Genomic DNA, 17,007 nt, shown 5'->3' with positions numbered 1-17,007 from the left:
GGACACAAGGACGGTTTATTCAAACATAAAGAAATACGGCAGGAAATAAAGTTCCGCGTTCTCTCACCATCTGGAACATGCGCTTACGTGTCAGCAACCTGCCCTGAATGCTGTCCAAACAGGCTGCTCATATCGCTGGCTTTCAGGCCCAGATTGCTGGCCAACATGTCAAAACAGCGCAAGGCCGCCTTAATATCCTGTTCGGGAATGCCGGCAAACAAGGGGGCGCGCGACTGGCGCAACAGTTCCAGCAAATGCGCATGAAAGTCACGTCCTTTGTCCGTCAGACACAATAGCCGCGCCCGTTTGTCCTGCTCGTCGGGCACACGTTCGAGCAAACCCGTCGATTCTAATTGATCAATCAGACGAACCAGTGTCGGGCCCTCCAGACGCATCATGCGCGCCAACTGGCCTTGACGTATGGGTTCGCCCAGCTGAGCCAGATAACGAATAGGCAGGATGGTGGCCTCGGACACACCGTAACGCCCCAGCGTCTGATCCAGCTCACGACGGTAAAGACGCGCCAGCACAATCATGGACAAGCCAAACCGTTCATACAGTTGGTGATTCATCAGGTCGACTCCACAGCACGAGGCACCGTATTAGGGGGGTAAGCATAAACCAGAACGGGGGTAGCCCCCAGCAAGGACTGAGCAACATCCCGGATCGCCTCTGCCAGCACAGGATCGGCACAGGATTGACTGATACGCAGCAACTGTTGAGCCAGCTCCTGCGGCTGGCTCTCAAAGCCCTCCAGCAGTTCACATACCAGATTGACGCACGTCTGCTGCGGCGCGCCCCGCCTGCCCAGACGCTTCAATGCCACAATCCCATGCCCCAGATTGATCAGCGACACCAGACCCTGTGGCGCTTGCTCCCCCATCCAGTGCAGCAGGCGCACCCACTGCCGGGCCACCCGTGCCCGCCAGACGCGAAACAGGCGTGGCCGGGAACGGCGGATCAAGGGATACAGCTCGCGCACCACCCGCCGCACCAAAGCCTGCCCACGCGGATGGGTACGACGCGGCAACAGAAAAAAGGCGCTGCATACCACCGCAGAACCCGCCAGCAAAGGCACGGACTCCTTGATGATGAGCGGCCAGCTAACGGCTGCCATACCCGCCTGACTGGCCAGTTGGAAACACATATTGGCATCCAGCGCCCAAGCAGATGTGGGGCGATTGGCCCGCAACAAACCACCCACCACCACAAAAGGCAGCACTGAAACGATGACCTGCCAGTCCGTCACCAAATAGCCCTGAATCAGATAGCGATAGAGGCTGGCCACCAGCACGCCCACCGTAATTCCGGTGAACATGATGCGACTCATCAGCTGCGGACGTGGCATGGAGCCCAAAATAATGGAGAAAGTACACACCCCCATCGCCATCAACTCCAGTGCCGGACTGGACAAGGCAAAGGCAAGCGCCCCTGCACTGAAGGTAGCCAAGGCGCTAATCAAGCCGGTACGTGTTGCCAGAGGCCAGTCCACCGACCGTGCCGGGGTGGCCAAGAACCGGTGAGGGCCCCGTCGGGCTGGTGTCCGAGCGGCAAACAGACCCGTTTCAGCCCGCCGAATCTGCCCCATGGCTCGGCGCAACCGCGCCAAACTGATTTGCTCGGGCGGCCTGACGCCGGTTTTTTCCAACACCGTCAAAGAATGCCCCTGCTCCAGACGCTGCGCCTGCTCCAGCAAGAACTGCGCCTCATCGGCGGCGGGCAAACGACCCCGCTCTCTTTGGCGCACAATCAGCTCACTGGCGGCCAACAGCTCGATCACGGCATATAAAAACGCGTCCACATAGGGCAGGCGACGATAAGCATCCCAGGAACCGGCAGCCGTAATACGGGCCTGAGCATCCAAGTCCACTATTTCCTGCCTTATCCGTGCGGACAGGGCCGGGTCCGACTCTTTATAAGCAGGGCCCAGCACGTGCGCAGCCAGACGCAAAGCGTCCGCCGCCAGAACACGCACCCGTTGGTAATACGTTTGGCGCTGGCTATGCGGCGTCGTGCGGGAGCACAGGACGGTAGTGACCACTACCCCGATCAGGGTGCACTGCACGCGCGACAACGCCAGATCCAAGGAGCTGTCTGGCGAGAGCACCGAGGGCAGGACCACCACGCCAATCGTGATGCCCGCCAACATGGGCAAATATGACAAGGCACCCCGCAACACATGGGTCAAGGCGGAGGCCACCCCGACTACCAGGGCCATCCCCAACAATTGCCAATAAGGGTGGGGCAAATGCAGAAAGGCCAGCCCCAGCCCTGCCCCTGCCAGGGTTCCCACTATTCGCCACAAGGCGCGCTCATACACCAGTCCCCGATAGGGCTGGGACAGAACCCACACTGGCATGGCGGCCCAGAACGGGTTGTCGACAGACAGCAAAACCGCAATCGCAAACGACAAGCCGGCAGCCAACGCCATGTTTAAACCATGCAGCAGCGCAGGCCTGTCCAGCTGGAGCCAGGGAAAAGAAACAGACATAAAAGAAAGGGACGTCTAAACGAGCGAAACTTCAATTATATAGATAGCTCACCTATCTATTCAATTGTCGAGTCGTGGCGCAGAGTGCCACTTGCGCTACGCCTTGTCTCAAGGACCTGGCGCTCGAATGCAAACCGCTGCTCGCCGTGGCGGCACAAGCCTGTCTGCCCCGTTTCCAAGGCTTTTTCTACGTCAACCCTTTGCAGCAAATCGGGACTTTTTCTGCAAGGTCGCCTTTCATTGTCAGTTTTCATTAACTATCGCAGCCCAGGCATAGTCAAACCGTACGGGGCCGTTCTATGATGTGGGCATCCTGATGGGCAGGTACCCGAAATCCTGTTCCCTCACCCCGTTTTTATGGCAGGAGTCTTTATGCAAAAGTGGCTGACACGCTACACCGCCTTCTACATCATCATTGGTCTTACCGCCTTTTTCTTGCTGTTGTCCCTGTTCAAGAGCGCGAGCTGGTTATGGCTGGCCATTCCCGGGCTGGCCCTATGCGTGCAAGGTTTGGTCGATATCACTCAGACTCGTCATGCCATTCGTCGCAATTACCCGGTTATTGGCAATCTGCGCTTTATTTTTGAAGCCATTCGACCTGAAATTCGCCAGTACTTCCTGGAAGGCGATGAGCAGCAACTGCCCTTCTCGCGTGCCGATCGCTCCTTGGTGTACCAGCGTGCCAAACAGCAGATCGACAAGCAGCCCTTTGGCACCCATCAAGAGGTCTATAACAACGGCTACGAGTGGATCAACCACTCCATGACGCCCAAACACATCAAGGACTCGCAGTTCCGAGTGCAGGTGGGCGGGCCAGACTGTACGCAGCCCTACTCGCTGTCTGTGCTGAACATCTCGGCCATGAGTTTTGGGGCGCTGTCGGCCAATGCCATTCTGGCGCTGAACAAGGGCGCCAAAATGGGCAACTTTGCCCACGATACAGGCGAAGGCGGAATCAGCACGTATCATCTGCGCCATGGCGGAGATCTGATCTGGAACATCGGGTCGGGCTATTTTGGTTGCCGCGATGAGCACGGCAACTTCTCACCCGAGCGTTTCGCCGAGCGTGCGACCCAGGATCACATCAAGATGATTGAAATCAAGCTGTCGCAAGGGGCCAAGCCTGGCCACGGCGGCATCTTGCCCGGCACCAAAGTGACGGCCGAAATCGCGCTGGCGCGGGGCGTCCCGGAGGGCGTGGATTGCAACTCCCCGGCCAGTCACAGCGCATTCCGCACACCCGTGGAGCTATTGGAGTTCGTCGCTCAACTACGTACCTTGTCTGGCGGCAAACCGGTGGGCTTTAAACTGTGCATCGGACACCCCTGGGAGTGGTTTGCAATTGCCAAAGCCATGCTCAAAACCGGCATTACTCCCGACTTTATCGTCGTCGATGGGGCCGAAGGCGGAACCGGAGCTTCTCCCGTCGAGTTCATTGACCATGTGGGCACGCCCTTGCGCGAAGCCCTGCGCCTGGTTCATAACACCTTGGTCGGCATCGGCCTGCGTGAGCAGATTCGTCTGGGCGCCTCGGGCAAGATCATCAGTGCTTTTGACATGGCACGCATCATGGCCCTGGGCGCGGACTGGTGCAATAGCGCCCGCGGCTTCATGTTTGCGGTGGGCTGCATCCAGGCCCAGGCTTGTCATACCGACAAATGCCCGACAGGCGTGGCTACCCAAGACCCGCAGCGTCAAAAAGCGCTGGTGGTTGACGACAAATCCTTGCGCGTGGCCAGTTTCCACGGCAATACGCTCAAAGCGCTGGCCGAGCTGCTGGGTGCTGCCGGGCTGGAGCACCCTGACCAGCTGCGCCCCCACCATATTGCCCGCCGCATCAGCAACGGCGAAGTCCGGGTTCTGTCGGCCCTGTTCCCCGATTTGAAGAAAGGTGAGCTGTTGCGCGGCCACTACCGCCAAACCATTTTCCGGGTGGGCTGGCCCATGGCCAACCCCGACTCTTTCGAGCCCGCCTACAGCCTGAGCAAAGCCTTGTCGTACCTGAACGATGAGGCCGAGCCGGACGACATCATCAAAAAACAGGATATGGCTGACAGCGCGGGCCAGGCGCTGGCCTGAGCAGCGATGGCGGCAGTCTCCCTAACGAGACTGCTGCACTGTCCCTATTCCGGCATCCACTTCTCCATACACCTGCACGCCGGATGACCGACTCCAGCCTGTGTCAGAGGAACGATCCGCAGTTGAGCACGCCATCAGTCCGCCGACCATGAGCAAAGCGCCCAGCACTCCATAAATCTGTCGCATATCAAGCTCCTTGATGATAGGCAAATACTGTGCCACAGAATCTGGGCAAACAGATTTCCATCTGTACTAGAATGCTGAGATCATGATCAGGCACTGCGCACTTTCCTTCTCGGGTACTCGCAGCCGGTTTTTACTGGTGCTGGCACTGTGCGCCCTGCTGCTGCGCGGACTGATCCCCAACGGCTACATGCCGAGTGCCAATCCGGACAACGCCGCCGCCCTGAGCCTGTGCGTTCAAGGCGACCCCTTCCTGGCGCAATGGAGCGCTCAGCTCCCCGATCCAAAACACGATGAGCAGCACAGCCTGCATGCCGCCTGTCTGTTCGCGCAGGCCCAGGCGCAAAAAGCTCTTAACGATGGGCCCAGTCCCGCCTGGGATCTGGCACCCACACTCCCTCATACCTGGGACACTGCCCAACAGGCGGCGGCTCCCGTTCTTCCCCTAACGGGCCCGCCCCTGAGTGCGCGCGGCCCGCCTTCCTCGCTCGCTTGCTGACCTGCCCCGGCTGCCCGACGCGGCCACCTTATGTTGTCAATTCGCGGGATATTTCTATGAACGCCTCCTTCTCTCGCCGCCAGCTTTTGCTTGCCATGCTGGCGACTCCTTTGGTCCTGAGCGCCTGCGGCGACAAGGCCCCCAAGCAACCAGCCTTCCGTAACCTGGAAGGGGTGGACATGAGCAGCGCCGACTTTGCCAAGGATTTCAGCTTGCTGGATACCGAAGGCCAACGTCGTACGATGGCGGACTACCGTGGCAAGATCGTGCTGATCTTTTTTGGGTTTACCCAATGCCCTGACGTCTGCCCGACTGCACTGACTCGTGCCGTCGACATCAAGGAGCAGCTCGGTGAGGATGGCGACAAGCTGCAGGTCTTGTTTATCTCCATTGACCCAGAGCGCGACACGCCCGAACTGCTGCGTGCCTACATGCAGGCTTTTGACCCCGGTTTCGTGGCTCTGCGCCCCACCGAAGAAGAGCTGGCCAAAACCGCCAGCGACTTCAAAGTCTTTTACCAAAAGGTTCCGACCGGCTCCAGCTACACCATGGACCACAGTGCCTTGACCTATGTGTATGACACCCAAGGCAAGCTGCAAATTGCCCTGCGCCACACGCAAACGGCTGACGAAGCCGCGGCTGATATCCGCCAGGTGCTGGCTTTGAGCAAGTGAACCCCAACAGGATAACCAATATGAAACGTACGATTGCGAGCTCTCTATTCTCCCTGGCCGCTTTGTTGAGCCTGCCCACTCTGGCGCAGGCCGAAGTCACTGTGACTGATCCCTGGGTGCGCGCCACCGTTCCTGGCCAACAGGCGACCGGCGCCTTCATGGTGCTCAAGTCCACTGACAACGCCCAATTGCTGGGTGCCAGCAGCAGCCTGAGCAAACAGGTTGAAGTGCACGAAATGGCCATGGAAAACGAGGTCATGCGTATGCGTCAGGTTGAGAAAATCGACCTGCCCGCGGATACAGCGGTGGACTTGAAACCGGGCGGCTACCACATCATGCTGCTGGGTTTGGACAAGCAGCTTGAAGTGGGCAGCTCCGTGGATCTCACTTTGGAGATCCTGAATGCCGCCGGCCAGAAAGAGGAGCTGAAGGTTCATGCCCCCGTACGCGCCTTGAACAGCAAGGCGGGCCAAGGCCACCACGGCGCGCACGGCGGCCATTGAGCCCGTGTCATCCGGCCCGATAGCCGCTTCGTTCATGGAAGAAAAGGCCGGGTTTCACATTTGCGGGTTTTCCATAATTGGCAGGTTTTGATTAGCTGACGTACAGTGAAATCACTGACAAAGTGTCAGTAAGCTGCCTGAAACGCAGCTTTCCAAAACTGCCATCATGGTAGTTCACCGCCGCCAGAGCGGCCACAGGCCCTACCGCAACGGTAGGGCCTTCGTCTTTTGGCCGTCGCCCTTCAGACACAATGCCCCCTGCCTTTGCGTATCACTAGGCCCCTGCCCGGGTCTGGAGTACAGTTAAAACCGTAGCGCCGGTTTAACCTTGCAAGGAGTATGCAGATGGCCTCACGTCCTCATGACACCAATCGCTCTGAATTGCTACGTCAACTACCTTTGAAGCCAGGATGGTTTATTGGTCTGGGCATCGCCCTGATTATTCTGGGTCTGATCGCCTTGATCTATGTCGTAGGTGCCACGGTTGCCAGCGTCGTTTACATCGGTATCCTGATGAGCATAGGCGGGGTGCTGCATCTTATCCATGCCTGGAGCTCCAAAGGCTGGCGTGGCTTTCTATTCTGGAGTTTGAGTGGCATTTTGTACTTGTTCGCCGGTCTGATTGCCATCAGCAATCCTCTGATGGGCGCAACAGTGCTGACCCTGGTTTTTGGCGCTTTCCTGATCGCATCCGGAGCATTCCGGCTGTGGATCTGGTTTCAGAATCGCGCCCAGGCTGGCGGCGGCTGGATGGCCTTTTCCGGACTGATCACGCTGGCGGCGGGGCTGATCATTGCTGCTGGCTGGCCAGGCAATAGTGTCTGGATTTTAGGCCTGATCCTGGGGATCGACCTGCTGACTCAAGGTTGGGCCAGCCTGTTGCTGGGCATGGCCATCAAACGCAACGAAGCCTGATGTCACCTGAGCCGACCCTGAGTGCTCGCCGCCCTGAACACGACGAGCGTCTTTGACCTGACTGACTCATCTCACCATGCCCGTCCCGCAACACATGTGGGTCGGGCATTTTACGATCTCGCCGTGGGCACCCAGATTGTCAGCCCCGAAATCAGCCGCCTCTGTTCAGCCCTCCAGTCTCGGCAGTGCCGCATCACGCCCCCGTAACCAGGGCTGGCGTGTATGCGCCAGCATCGGTCCGTCACCTGGGCTGTCACCATAAGCCATGTCCAGCTCCACGGGCTTGTCACCCAGCCATGCCTGAAGGCGACGCACTTTTTCCTCTCCCCAGCAATTGGCGCTGGCCAGGCCCCTACAACCTTTGTGCTCATCAAATGCCAAATCGGTCGCCAGCACCTGAGCCATCCCCTGCTCGTGCGCCCAGAGCTGTAAATATATGGACGGCGAGGCACTGACCAGCAACACCGTGTCCCCTCGCTCACGATGCGCACGAACCCGTTCCATCATCTCCGGGCGTAGAATCCGTGGCAGATAATCCCGTACATAAACGTCTGCCAAGGCCTGAACCTGCGCACAGCTCAATCCACCCAGGGCACTGCGCAGAAAACAATGCTTGATCGCCTGACGACGCAGCGGCCCCCGATCCCAAACGAGAAAGCGCGGCACACAAGCCAGGTAGGCCCGAATACAGACCGGCCAGCCTCGCATGCGACGGATGAAGTCCTGCAAGCTGTCCCGGTCTGTAATGGTGCCATCAAAATCAAATGCGACCAGCACACGCGCCCCTTTCATTGTGGAAAAAAAGAGCTAGTGTACGGGGGAAAGCCATGCTTCCCAAGTCAAGCTTTACAAGGCCCAACCACCCAGATAGAAGACGGCCAAGGCAAGGGCAATCAGCACGGTACCTACATTGAGGCGGCGCAGCTCACCTGAAAACAGGCGCCCCAGCACCAACGTACAAAAACCCAGCATGATGCCCGTGACAATATTGACAGTCAGCACGATAAACACCGCGCACACCAGGCCTGCCATCGTATCGACCGTATCGTCGGTATTCAGATGACGCACGCCACCCAACATCAGCAAGCCCACATACATGAGGGCCGGTGCCGTTGCATAGGAGGGTACCAATGCAGCCAGAGGCGAGAGGAAAATCAGCATCAAAAAGCCCAGCCCGACCACCACTGCGGTCAAACCAGTCCGCCCCCCTGCCGCGGTACCGGCAGCAGACTCAATATAGGCAGCAGCGGGCGACGCCCCCAGACTGGCCGACACCAGGGAGCTGAGGGAGTCCGTTGTCAAGGCACGACTGCCATTGATGATCTGGCCGTCCTTGTCCAACTGTCCGGCATTGCCTGCCACCGCGCGAATCGTCCCTGTCGCATCAAACACCGCTGTCATCACCAAGGCCAGCACACTGGGCAAGACAACCGCGTTCAAAGCGCCGCCAATATCCATGGTCCCAATCAGAGAGTGCTCCCCAAACAAACTGGGCATGGCGAACAGGCCTGTAAAACGCACATTGGGATCGAACACCAGGCCGATGGCAGACAAGCCCAGTATCACCAGCAAAATGCCCCCGGTTACGCGGCGTCGCTCCAGTCCAAAAATCGCTGCCAGACCCACGACGCTCAGCCAGACTGGCATGGAAGTTACATCCCCCAAAGCAACTGGCAAACCGGCGCCCGTATTGCGAGTGACCAGGCCCACTTCATTGGAGGCAATCATCAATAGGAACAGACCAATGCCTATGCCCGTGCCGTGCGCGATTCCCAACGGCAGATTGCGCAAGATCCAGGTACGAATGCCAGTGGCCGAAATCAGGGTGAAGATCAACCCCATCAGAAAGACCGCGCCCAGCGCCACGGCTGGACTGAGCTGCTGCCCCAGAACCAGATCGAAAGCCATAAATGCCGTCAGAGACAGGGCGCAGCCCACGGCAATAGGCAGATTCGCCCAGAACCCCATCAGCAAAGAGCCCAGGGCGCTGGTCAGACAGACCGCCACGAAAACAGCGGAAGTATCAAAACCCGCCTTACCCAGCATGGAAGGCACGACAAATACGGAATACACCATTGCCAGAAAGGTGGTCAGCCCTGCCAATACCTCCTGACGCAGGGAACTGCCGCGCTCTGTATACGCAAAATGTTGTTGCAACCAACCACCCGTAAGCGGCGGAGCCAAGGCCTCCTGCCCTGGCCGCAATGCGGATTCTTGCTCAGCCATACTCCATGCTCCTTTATCAGTATTGTGATGTCTGAAACGGTGCGTTGCCGTCATCAGGAATCAGTAATGGACAGGTCCCGCCCCCCAGGGGCAAGGCGCCTCTCACGACCTGAATCAAAAGCGGGCGTTGAGCAAAGACAAGTCCTGCCCCTGCCCGCAACAGAATGCAGACATGGGCAGAAAGAAGAGGTATACGGGGGTGTCTCCGACCGAACCGAGGCCTTTGCGGCGCTTCTTTTGATCCCGATAATGGGAAGTGAGGCTCATTCTACGAGCCGTCCGGGACAGGAAAATCACCTCTGGGTAATGAGGGTTATCAATCGCTTTGCCGGTCCGATACCGGCACATAGGCCTGGCCGATGAACTGCTGTCGCAGCTCCTGCCACTGGGCCTGCATCGCCTGAATCTGCGCGGGCTCGGGGCGCAGGCCTCCCGGTTCAAGCTGCATGAGGGCCAGCCCATATTTGGCTGCCGACAACTCCTGGGCCACGCTGGCCGACTGCTGCACGGCCTGGGCCGGGCGCGTTTGCCACATGGCTCCCAAACCCACCAGACCTTCCGCTGCCTTGCCCAGGCGCTGACGCACCGACCCCGCGATACTGACAGGCCAGACCTGGGTAAACATCAGATACATCACCGCATTGCCCAGCAAAATACCAATCACCCGGTCACGGGCCGAGTCCAGATCGAAGCTGGGGCCAAAGCCCTGCAAAACCACCAGATAAAAGGCAAAAGCAATTTGAATACCGGCATAAGAAATACGTTCGGGCCCGTAAAACACCCAGGCACCCAGCAAGGACACAAGAAACACCAAAGCCATCAAGGCGCCAATATCCTGCAAATACGGCATGATGAACAAGATCGTCACAAAGCCGAGCGCCGCCCCAAGCAGGCATCCCACAATCCGCAAGGCCAGCTTGTGAACGGTTTCCCCGGTCGAACCCAAGGCAGCCACATAACAGGTAATCATGGCGGTATGAATACCCTGCCAGTCCGCCGCGCTGTAGATCAAATAACACAATACAGCGGCTGCTGTCGCCTTCAGGGCATGATGCTGATAAACCGGGTTGCGGAACGCATCAGGGACCATGAACGACTCCTTCTCGGGGTCCGCCTTGCCAATGGACACGGCTCCCGACAAGGCCAACAAGGCATCGCGCAAGTCCTGCACGGCCAAGGCACTGGAAGCAGACAGCTCGGGCAAGTCCTGACCTGACGGCAGGCGCCCCTGCTCGATGGCTTGAGCACTGCGTTCACAATACGGAGCAAAGACGGCCGACTGCTCCGTATCCAGACCTTGATCCCGCAAGACAGCCACCGCCAGCAAGGCTCGGTACACATTGAGAATAGCTTGCTCCAGCTCTGCCTGCTCATGAGCAGGCCGCAAGTGAAACAATCTGATCCATCCCAATCGCTTCTGTTGAGCGCTGACGCCCAACGCCAGTTCATCCCACAAATCCTGTGTATCGGCCTGCCCCTGCAAGCCCTGCGCGGCCAGTCGCAAACGAGCAGCCAGTTCGCGACGCAACACCTTGTGCGGGTACAAACCAAAACACAGATTGAAGATCAGTACCAAGGCCATGGGCGAGGCAGTCATCAACCAGGCATAGAGCACCGCACGGGTAGCAATTTCGCCAAAAGGCACATAACCGAGCAAGGTCAGTACAAAAGCGATGACCAAGGCAATAATGCCCCCCAGCGGCCCCAGCTTGCTGGCCACGCCCAGAAACAGCAGCACAAAGGAAGTGAGCACCATGGCCAGCAGACGCCAGGCCGGGAACTGGATCGTGACCTGAATCAACGGCACCATCAACAGCACCACCACCGACACCAGCACGACCAGCGCCAGGGCCAGCACCGAACTTTCACCCGCATCGGACTTCATCACAAAAAAGATGACGAAGCAGCTGACGGCCGACTCGGGAATGCCGTAGTTCATGGCCAACAACACCATCAGGGCGCACAAGACTGCTACGCGCCAGCTCAGCGCCAAACGGCCGGGAGTGGGCTGCAGATCCTGCCAGACCAGCCGGGCCAGACCCAGCGAGCCGGTTTCAGCAGTTGCCATCGCGATGAATGATGGTGGTGGCCGAGGCGCCCATGCGCATCAGATCCGCAGGGGGGGCATCCAGACGAATGCGCACCGGGAAGCGTTGCGCCACCCGTACCCAGTTCAGGGATTTTTGTATGTAAGGCAGGCTGCGCGGCAGGTTGATCTGCTCCTGACTACTCACGCCCCAGCCGATTTCCTCGACTTTGCCCGAGAGCTTGCGCGAAGGGTCCGACAGCACGTAGACCGTCGCGCAATGGCCAGGCTTGATCTCTTTCAGGTCGGTTTCACGGTACATGCCAGTGACATACCAGGAGTCGGTATCAAGCAAGGTGAACACAGAAATGCCCGGCATCAAATGCTCTCCCGACCCGACACGCAGACCGACGATACGGCCATTGTGCGGAGCCTTGACCTGGGTATGTTCCAGATCGCGCTGGGCCATCGCCAAGCCGGCCTGGCGCGCTTGCACCATCGCTTCCTCGGCCTGGGTATTGCCCACCAGCGCCTGGGCAGCACCCGACTGCTCTGTGGCCTGTTTCAAGGTGACTTGGGCATCGCGCAGCAAGGTATTGGCCTCATCCAGCTGCTGCTGAGAAACGTAGCCTTTGGCCGCCAGGTTCGCCAGGCGGCGCTGGCTTTGCGCAGCCATGGCCAGATTGGTCTTGGCGCGGGTGATCTGGTCGTCGGCAATGACCGCATTATGTCCTTCTGCCCGCACGGCCCGCTGCTTCATGTCCAGCGTGGCCTGAGCCAGCGCCAGCTCTGCCTGGGCCTGCTCCAGACGCAGCTGATAAAACACCGGGTCTACGGTAAAGAGCAAGTCATCGCGGCTGACATACTGCCCATCCTGCACCGCCATGCGCTCAATGCGCCCGGGCAGGGAGCTGGAAATGTGAACAACGTCAGCGCCAATCACCGCATCTTCAGACAGGGGATTATTGGCCAAACGCTGCAAATACCACCAGGCCAGGATAAGCGCGGCAACAACAATCAGCACGCTCAATACACGGGCAAGGCCTTTACGAGAAGAAGATATCTGTGCCTGGGTCATGGCTCAGTTACTCGAAGAAAAGAAGAAGTGCGGCAAACGTCAATGCCAGCGTCAAACAGGCGTAGACGGGCAGGCGCATGGGCAGGGCATCGTCCACACCCACACGGATCAACCCCCAACGAATCAACACGGTCAACAGCACGGCAAGCAGCACGCACACCAGCCAGGCGGGGAAATACGAGCCTGCCATATAGACCGAAGGCGCAAGAGAACATCCGCCCAACAAAGGCAGCACTGTCAGACTGGCTGTAAGCGCACGCATGCGTGGCACCCCCCCGATTATTTTTAATACGATCCCCGTATCTTGCTCAGATAACTGCGGGGAATTGTACCTGAGCCCTTTCAGGCATAGACCTTTTATTCATGCCGGATCGTACATCTGTGTCTCTCGCATTTTTACGCGTATAGTGACAAGCAACTTTCTGATAGGGCCTCAATGACCACCGTCATTTATACAGAATCGCCATGGACGACGTAAACCTGACCTTGAGCATGCTGGCTGCCGTTTTAATCAGCAACAGCATGGTAAAGATGATTCCCGTTGCCATCCCTGCTCCTTTGGTGCAGATCCTGATCGGCTTTTTGATCGCAGGTTGGTTCAATCACGGCATCACCCTGAATCCGGACCTGTTCTTTTATCTGTTTCTGCCGCCCCTGCTCTTTCTGGACGGCTGGCGCATTTCCAAAGAAGGTTTAATTCGAGATCGGATCGGCATTCTGGTTCTGGCTTTCATTCTGGTATTTTTGACCGTGTTCGGCTTGGGGCATGTTTTGCACTGGCTTATTCCCGCCATGCCCTTGCCAGTCGCTTTTGCATTGGCCGCCATTGTTTCACCAACCGACCCGGTCGCCGTTTCCGCCATTACCCGGCGCGTGCCCTTGCCGCCACGACTGCAAGCCCTGCTCGAAGGTGAATCCCTGTTCAATGACGCCAGCGGACTGGTGGCGTTTCGGCTTGCTGTCGCCCTGGCTCTGGGCGGCTCTTTTTCAGTCACGGCAGCCAGCCAGAACTTCCTGTGGCTAACGCTTGTCGGCCTGGCCGTGGGTGTGGCAACCACGCGCGCCCTGCTGCTGGTGCGCAATCTCTTTGTGCGCCGCTGGGGCGAGGAGCCCGGGGCCGAAGTCCTGTTCAGCCTGCTGCTGCCCTTTGCGTCCTACTACCTGGCCGAGCAATGGGAAGCGTCCGGCATTCTGGCTGCTGTAGCGGCGGGCGTTACCATGAGCTATGCCGAACTCTCGGGCAATGCGCTGGCCGCCACCCGCATGCAGCGCAAGACCGTGTGGGACACCGTGCAACTGAGCTTGAACGGCATGATGTTTGTCCTGCTGGGCGAACAGTTGCCAGCCATTTTTCGGGGCGCGGTACAGGTGGTCCAAGAAACCGGCCACCACAATCCTGCCTGGCTGCTGGTGTATGCGGTGGCCATGTGTACCACCTTGATTGCACTGCGGTTTTTATGCGTGTACGGCTATTTATGGCTGCGACGAGGCCTTTCACTACTGGGGCTGCGTCATCACGACGAAACCGCTCAGGCCAATCCGCTGCTGGTGCTGGTCCTGTCGGTTGCGGGGGTGCGGGGCGCCGTCACCCTGGCCGGTGTCATGACCTTGCCGCTGACCTTAACGGACGGCAGTCCCTTCCCGGCCCGCGACCTGGCGATCTTTCTGGCCTCGGTCGTCATTATCGTCTCGCTGCTGACCGCCAGCCTGGTTTTACCTCCCCTGATGAAACGCGTCTCCTTTCCGACTTTGCGACGCCGCCAGGAGCAGGAAGAACTGGCCGAGCAGGCCGTGCGACACGCCAGTGCGCAATCGGTCGCGCAAACACTGAATGAACTGATTGCCCACAATCCCGAGTCCTCCGGAACGCGCTACACCGCCATGGCCGACCGGGTCCTGAGCGCCATTGCCCATAGCCCGCCCGCCGAAGGGGTTGACCAGGATCTGGCCGAACAGGAGTTGGAGAAAAACATGCAAATCCAAGCCATCCGCGCGGCTCGCAACGCCGTTTACACCCTGGCGCGTACCCGTCAGATATCCGATGAAATCGCTCGCGAACGGGTCCGATTACTGGACCTGATCGAATTGCGCATGTCTTGAGTCCGCTCTTTCTCTTTCCCCTACCTTTGATTTTTCAGGACGCCATGCAGACCTATTCTTACCTGGGCCATTCCCCTGCTCTGCGCCAACAACGTCTGGCTTATCGCCACGGTGTGCCGGCCTGTGTTTGCGCGCACCCCTCCATCCCTTTCATTCACAAGCGTCTGAGCGCAGCGGCCAGCTTTGCTCCCAACGCCACCCCAACAGGTCCGGCCTTCCAGTCCAACAATGCCTTGGAGCAAAAGCCGCTCGCCCTGTCCCCAAAACTCATTCTGAGCAATCTGCGCCTGTTCGATGGCCAGAGCACCGAGTTGAAAAACGGTCTGGCCGTTCAGATTGATCAGGGTCGAATCACAGCGGTCATGCCGGTAGCCGAGATTCCCGCCGATGCCACCGTCATGGATTGTCAGAATAAAGTGCTGATGCCCGGGCTGATTGACGCACACTGGCATAGTCTGCTGTGTGCAGTAGACCAGATGACCGCCATGATGGCCGACCCGGCTGATCTGCATTTGATTGCCAGCAAAGAAGCCGAGCGTACCTTGCTGCGCGGCTTTACCACCGTGCGCGATGCCGGTGGCCCCAGCTTCTCGCTAAAACGCGGTATTGATATGGGCTTGCTGCACGGTCCCCGCATCTACCCCAGCGGGGCGATGATTGCGCAAACCGGGGGGCACGCCGACTTCCGGATGCGTTACGAAGTCCCCCGGGCGCAGGGCGATCTGAGTCACACCGAACGGGCCGGGGTCACCTGTATTGCCGATGGGCCCGACCAGGTTCTGCGTCGCGTGCGTGAGCAACTGATGTTGGGGGCCAGTCAGATCAAGCTGATGGCTGGGGGCGGAGTGACGTCCTTGTACGACCCCCTGGAGGGATTGCAGTTTAGCGATGCAGAGCTGCGCGCCGCCGTCGGCGCCGCCAGCGACTGGGGCACCTACGTAATGGTGCACGTTTACTGTGCGCGCGGCATCCAGCGTGCCATCAAGGCGGGAGTCAAATCCATCGAGCATGGCCAACTGGCAGACGACGAAACGGCCCGCATGATGGCCGGCGAAGGCGTGTGGTGGAGTTTGCAACCTTTCCTGGCCGACGAGGATGCCAACGTCCAGCGCGACCCACACAGCAAAGCCAAGCAGCAGCAGGTTGCCGTGGGCACTGTACGTGCCTACGAACTGGCCGACAAATACCAGATCCAGACCGCCTGGGGCACGGATATTTTGTTTACCCCCGCTCATCTTCCCCATCACGGCCGGATGCTGTCCAAACTGACCCGTTTTTATGAACCGCTCAAGGTGCTGAAAATGGCGACAGGAGACAATGGCCGCCTGCTGCAACTGTCCGGCCTGCGCCAGCCATATGAAGGCGAGCTCGGTGTCATTCGCCCTGGCGCTCTGGCCGATCTGTTGCTGATCGATGGCGAGCCCGAACACAGTCTGGATTTTCTGGAACAGCCCGACCAGAACCTGCTGCTGATCATCAAGGATGGCAAAATCTACAAGAACGCCCTGCCCGCCTGACCCTCACCCCCCAGGAGATCCCATGCCAGACGACATCATGCAGCTATTCAAACTGATCGGCCTGGGGCTGGCATTTTTGCTGCCCATGGCCAACCCCTTAACCGCCATGGTGATGTACTTGTCTTTAGGCGAGAGCCTGAGTGCAGAGGAAAAAAAACAGCAGCTGCGCCAGGCAACGCTATGCGTGATCCTGGCCCTGCTGGTGACCTATTACGCCGGGTTGTGGATTACATCGGCCCTGGGCATTTCCATGGTGGACATACGTATCGCGGGCGGCCTGATCGTGGCCTACATCGGTTTCCGCATGCTGTTTCCTCCCGCTGTCAGTGACATGGTGTCCCAGGCCAACGATCAACATACGGCCTCGCACAACAATATCGCGTTTGTGCCCTTGACGCTGCCATCCACTGTGGGGCCCGGCACCATGGCTCTGGTCCTCAGTGCCTCGTCCCAAATGCATGGCATGCGCGGACAGTATGCCCAATGGGTCCTAATGGTGGCCCCTGTGATTCTGGCGGTTCTGATCGGCCTGATTTTTTTCATCTGCCTGCGCTCCTCCTTGAGCATCGTGCGTGTCATTGGTCATGGCGGCGTCGATGCCATCTCACGCATCATGGGGTTTTTATTGGTTTGCATGGCCGTGCAGCTGGTCCTGGAAGGCGGTCAGCAGTATGCTGCCACGCTGCTAACCCATTCTGCCGCCTCCTGAGTGTATG

At 58.8% G+C, this 17,007-nt stretch carries 16 protein-coding genes; 8 read left to right on the top strand and 8 right to left on the bottom strand.

Features of this window, described 5'->3' with window-relative positions:
- Positions 1–83: 83 nt before the first annotated feature.
- On the bottom strand, positions 84–572 hold the full coding sequence (locus tag VF694_RS08560; RefSeq protein WP_003801677.1) for a MarR family winged helix-turn-helix transcriptional regulator: 489 nt from the start codon (positions 570–572) through the stop codon (positions 84–86).
- A complete protein-coding gene (locus tag VF694_RS08555) occupies positions 572–2,491 on the bottom strand; it encodes an FUSC family protein (RefSeq protein ID WP_440164104.1) in 1,920 nt (639 codons plus the stop codon). The genes VF694_RS08560 and VF694_RS08555 overlap by 1 nt, the downstream gene beginning before the upstream one ends.
- 372 nt (positions 2,492–2,863) lie before the next feature.
- On the opposite strand from VF694_RS08555, the gene VF694_RS08550 reads away from it, so the two are divergent.
- Positions 2,864–4,570, top strand: coding sequence for an FMN-binding glutamate synthase family protein (locus tag VF694_RS08550; protein WP_003801681.1), 1,707 nt, complete (start codon positions 2,864–2,866; stop codon positions 4,568–4,570).
- A 21-nt stretch (positions 4,571–4,591) separates the two neighbouring features.
- Here VF694_RS08550 and VF694_RS08545 read toward each other — a convergent pair whose 3' ends face one another.
- Positions 4,592–4,756 (bottom strand): hypothetical protein, encoded by a 165-nt coding sequence (locus tag VF694_RS08545; RefSeq protein ID WP_157784347.1) that lies wholly within the window; start codon positions 4,754–4,756, stop codon positions 4,592–4,594.
- 82 nt (positions 4,757–4,838) lie between these two features.
- Here VF694_RS08545 and VF694_RS08540 point away from each other — a divergent pair, with 82 nt between their 5' ends.
- The 4 genes from VF694_RS08540 (at position 4,839) to VF694_RS08525 (ending at position 7,344) form a co-directional block, all read left to right on the top strand.
- Positions 4,839–5,252 carry a hypothetical protein gene (locus tag VF694_RS08540; RefSeq protein ID WP_301607116.1) on the top strand — a complete coding sequence of 138 codons (414 nt, stop codon included), beginning with the start codon at positions 4,839–4,841 and terminating at the stop codon, positions 5,250–5,252.
- A gap of 56 nt (positions 5,253–5,308) precedes the next feature.
- Positions 5,309–5,926 (top strand): SCO family protein, encoded by a 618-nt coding sequence (locus VF694_RS08535; protein ID WP_131071470.1) that lies wholly within the window; start codon positions 5,309–5,311, stop codon positions 5,924–5,926.
- Between the two features lie 20 nt (positions 5,927–5,946).
- Complete coding sequence (locus tag VF694_RS08530) at positions 5,947–6,429, top strand: copper chaperone PCu(A)C (RefSeq protein WP_003801686.1); 483 nt, start codon at positions 5,947–5,949, stop codon at positions 6,427–6,429.
- A gap of 345 nt (positions 6,430–6,774) precedes the next feature.
- Positions 6,775–7,344, top strand: a complete 570-nt coding sequence (locus VF694_RS08525; RefSeq protein WP_003801687.1) for an HdeD family acid-resistance protein — start codon at positions 6,775–6,777, stop codon at positions 7,342–7,344.
- Between the two features lie 165 nt (positions 7,345–7,509).
- Here VF694_RS08525 and VF694_RS08520 read toward each other — a convergent pair whose 3' ends face one another.
- The 5 genes from VF694_RS08520 to VF694_RS08500 form a co-directional block, all read right to left on the bottom strand.
- Positions 7,510–8,121 (bottom strand): HAD-IB family hydrolase, encoded by a 612-nt coding sequence (locus VF694_RS08520; RefSeq protein ID WP_240209317.1) that lies wholly within the window; start codon positions 8,119–8,121, stop codon positions 7,510–7,512.
- A gap of 69 nt (positions 8,122–8,190) precedes the next feature.
- A complete protein-coding gene (locus VF694_RS08515) occupies positions 8,191–9,570 on the bottom strand; it encodes an NCS2 family permease (RefSeq protein ID WP_240209318.1) in 1,380 nt (459 codons plus the stop codon).
- Positions 9,571–9,886: 316 nt separating this feature from the next.
- Positions 9,887–11,638 carry an FUSC family protein gene (locus VF694_RS08510; protein ID WP_440164100.1) on the bottom strand — a complete coding sequence of 584 codons (1,752 nt, stop codon included), beginning with the start codon at positions 11,636–11,638 and terminating at the stop codon, positions 9,887–9,889.
- Positions 11,625–12,674, bottom strand: coding sequence for a multidrug transporter subunit MdtN (gene mdtN / locus VF694_RS08505; protein WP_440164099.1), 1,050 nt, complete (start codon positions 12,672–12,674; stop codon positions 11,625–11,627). Before mdtN ends, VF694_RS08510 begins: the two co-directional genes overlap by 14 nt.
- A 7-nt stretch (positions 12,675–12,681) precedes the next feature.
- Positions 12,682–12,936 carry a YtcA family lipoprotein gene (locus VF694_RS08500; protein WP_003801698.1) on the bottom strand — a complete coding sequence of 85 codons (255 nt, stop codon included), beginning with the start codon at positions 12,934–12,936 and terminating at the stop codon, positions 12,682–12,684.
- A 203-nt stretch (positions 12,937–13,139) separates the two neighbouring features.
- Between VF694_RS08500 and VF694_RS08495 the strand changes: the two genes are divergently transcribed.
- The 3 genes from VF694_RS08495 to VF694_RS08485 are packed head-to-tail and all read left to right on the top strand — an operon-like array spanning position 13,140 to position 17,000.
- Positions 13,140–14,774 (top strand): Na+/H+ antiporter, encoded by a 1,635-nt coding sequence (locus VF694_RS08495; RefSeq protein ID WP_003801700.1) that lies wholly within the window; start codon positions 13,140–13,142, stop codon positions 14,772–14,774.
- 44 nt (positions 14,775–14,818) lie between these two features.
- Positions 14,819–16,291 carry a metal-dependent hydrolase family protein gene (locus tag VF694_RS08490; protein ID WP_003801702.1) on the top strand — a complete coding sequence of 491 codons (1,473 nt, stop codon included), beginning with the start codon at positions 14,819–14,821 and terminating at the stop codon, positions 16,289–16,291.
- Positions 16,292–16,313: 22 nt separating this feature from the next.
- Positions 16,314–17,000: a MarC family NAAT transporter gene (locus VF694_RS08485; protein ID WP_003801704.1), complete on the top strand. Its 687-nt coding sequence runs from the start codon at positions 16,314–16,316 to the stop codon at positions 16,998–17,000.
- The last annotated feature ends 7 nt before the right edge of the window (positions 17,001–17,007 follow it).

It is taken from the genome of Alcaligenes sp. Lyrl_28 (assembly GCF_051948705.1).
Lineage (GTDB): Bacteria > Pseudomonadota > Gammaproteobacteria > Burkholderiales > Burkholderiaceae_B > Alcaligenes > Alcaligenes ammonioxydans.
Note: the sequence above shows the minus strand (reverse complement) of the source record. Positions and strands in the feature narration are given on the sequence as shown.

What these genes read in the sequence shown, in the direction of transcription:
- VF694_RS08560 (WP_003801677.1), bottom strand. Translation starts at nt 572, where the DNA reads ATGAATCACCAACTGTATGAACGGTTTGGCTTGTCCATGATTGTGCTG.
- VF694_RS08555 (WP_440164104.1), bottom strand. Translation starts at nt 2,491, where the DNA reads ATGTCTGTTTCTTTTCCCTGGCTCCAGCTGGACAGGCCTGCGCTGCTG.
- VF694_RS08550 (WP_003801681.1), top strand. Translation starts at nt 2,864, where the DNA reads ATGCAAAAGTGGCTGACACGCTACACCGCCTTCTACATCATCATTGGT.
- VF694_RS08545 (WP_157784347.1), bottom strand. Translation starts at nt 4,756, where the DNA reads ATGCGACAGATTTATGGAGTGCTGGGCGCTTTGCTCATGGTCGGCGGA.
- VF694_RS08540 (WP_301607116.1), top strand. Translation starts at nt 4,839, where the DNA reads ATGATCAGGCACTGCGCACTTTCCTTCTCGGGTACTCGCAGCCGGTTT.
- VF694_RS08535 (WP_131071470.1), top strand. Translation starts at nt 5,309, where the DNA reads ATGAACGCCTCCTTCTCTCGCCGCCAGCTTTTGCTTGCCATGCTGGCG.
- VF694_RS08530 (WP_003801686.1), top strand. Translation starts at nt 5,947, where the DNA reads ATGAAACGTACGATTGCGAGCTCTCTATTCTCCCTGGCCGCTTTGTTG.
- VF694_RS08525 (WP_003801687.1), top strand. Translation starts at nt 6,775, where the DNA reads ATGGCCTCACGTCCTCATGACACCAATCGCTCTGAATTGCTACGTCAA.
- VF694_RS08515 (WP_240209318.1), bottom strand. Translation starts at nt 9,570, where the DNA reads ATGGCTGAGCAAGAATCCGCATTGCGGCCAGGGCAGGAGGCCTTGGCT.
- VF694_RS08510 (WP_440164100.1), bottom strand. Translation starts at nt 11,638, where the DNA reads ATGGCAACTGCTGAAACCGGCTCGCTGGGTCTGGCCCGGCTGGTCTGG.
- mdtN (WP_440164099.1), bottom strand. Translation starts at nt 12,674, where the DNA reads ATGACCCAGGCACAGATATCTTCTTCTCGTAAAGGCCTTGCCCGTGTA.
- VF694_RS08500 (WP_003801698.1), bottom strand. Translation starts at nt 12,936, where the DNA reads ATGCGTGCGCTTACAGCCAGTCTGACAGTGCTGCCTTTGTTGGGCGGA.
- VF694_RS08495 (WP_003801700.1), top strand. Translation starts at nt 13,140, where the DNA reads ATGGACGACGTAAACCTGACCTTGAGCATGCTGGCTGCCGTTTTAATC.
- VF694_RS08490 (WP_003801702.1), top strand. Translation starts at nt 14,819, where the DNA reads ATGCAGACCTATTCTTACCTGGGCCATTCCCCTGCTCTGCGCCAACAA.
- VF694_RS08485 (WP_003801704.1), top strand. Translation starts at nt 16,314, where the DNA reads ATGCCAGACGACATCATGCAGCTATTCAAACTGATCGGCCTGGGGCTG.